Below are 1265 nucleotides of genomic sequence, written 5' to 3'. Positions count from 1 at the left end.
GATTGAAAAATCACTGATGCAAAACCGCGTACCCTACAAACTGTCCGGCGGTACGTCGTTTTTCGCGCGTGCCGAAATCAAAGACATCATGGCGTATCTTCGAGTGTTGGTGAACCCTGACGATGACAACGCATTTCTGCGCATTGTGAACACGCCGCGACGCGAAATTGGCCCGGTAACGTTAGAAAAATTGGGCAGTTACGCCAATATGCGCGGCAAAAGCCTATTTGAAGCAAGCTTTGAAATGGGATTAGAACAACACCTATCGGGGCGTGGTCTCGAAAATCTGCGTCGCTTTACACAATGGTTGGTGGCGATTGCCGATCAAGCTGAGCGAGGTAACACAGTAGAAGCTGTTCGCTCCTTGGTTCGTGACATTCATTACGAAGATTGGCTGTACGAAACATCAGCCAGCCCGAAAGCCGCTGAAATGCGCATGAAGAACGTTTCGGATCTCTACTCTTGGATTGTGGCCGACTTAGAAGGTGACAATTACGACCAAGAAGAGAAAACGCTGAAAGAAGTGGTTCAACGTTTGACCTTGCGTGACATGATGGAACGCGGCGAAGAAGACGAAGACAGCGATGCCGTTCAATTGATGACATTACACGCATCAAAAGGTCTAGAGTTTCCTTACGTTTATTTGATTGGTTCGGAAGAGGGCATATTGCCGCATCAAACCAGTATTGATGAAGATAACGTCGAAGAAGAGCGACGCTTGATGTACGTAGGCATCACCCGCGCACAGCGAGAGCTGACGTTTACCATGTGTAAAGAGCGTCGCCAGTTTGGTGAGTTGATCAAGCCGACTCAAAGTCGTTTTTTGGATGAGCTGCCGTTTGATGATGTCGAATGGGAAGTGAACAAAAAGCCTGTGTCTCAAGAAGAACGAATGGCAAAAGGTCAGGCGCACATTGCAAACCTGCGCTCGATGTTTAAGAAGTGATCACTTTGATCTCACGGTAAATCAAGTTCACTCCAAACAAAAAGGCTTGCCGATGGGCAAGCCTTTCTTATTTCAGATGAGTCGCGGCTGGATTACAAGCCATCAATCATGTGGTCGATGGCTGCAATGATTTCATCATCAGAACAGTCCATACATGTACCTTTTGCTGGCATCGCGTTGAAGCCTTCAAGCGCGTGCTTCACTAGCACGTCTTTGCCTTGCGCGATACGCGGAGCCCAATCGTCAGCATTGCCCGATTTTGGCGCGCCGTTTACACCAGATGCGTGACAAGCAATACAAAAAGTACCATAAACTGTGG

At 48.1% G+C, this 1265-nt stretch carries 2 protein-coding genes; one reads left to right on the top strand and one right to left on the bottom strand.

All coding sequences use genetic code 11. The annotated features are described in order from the left end of the window. Positions 1–946 (top strand): 3'-5' exonuclease (locus R7Z50_RS24335; RefSeq protein WP_318149329.1); only part of this gene is annotated, 946 nt, incomplete at its 5' end. A gap of 92 nt (positions 947–1038) precedes the next feature. Here the strand turns inward: R7Z50_RS24335 and R7Z50_RS24330 are convergent. After that, the coding region (locus tag R7Z50_RS24330) for a cytochrome c5 family protein (protein WP_318149328.1) at positions 1039–1265 on the bottom strand (227 nt) is incomplete at its 5' end.

Source organism: Vibrio sp. 1249-1, assembly GCF_033340495.1.
This window is presented reverse-complemented; position numbering and strand designations above follow the sequence as displayed.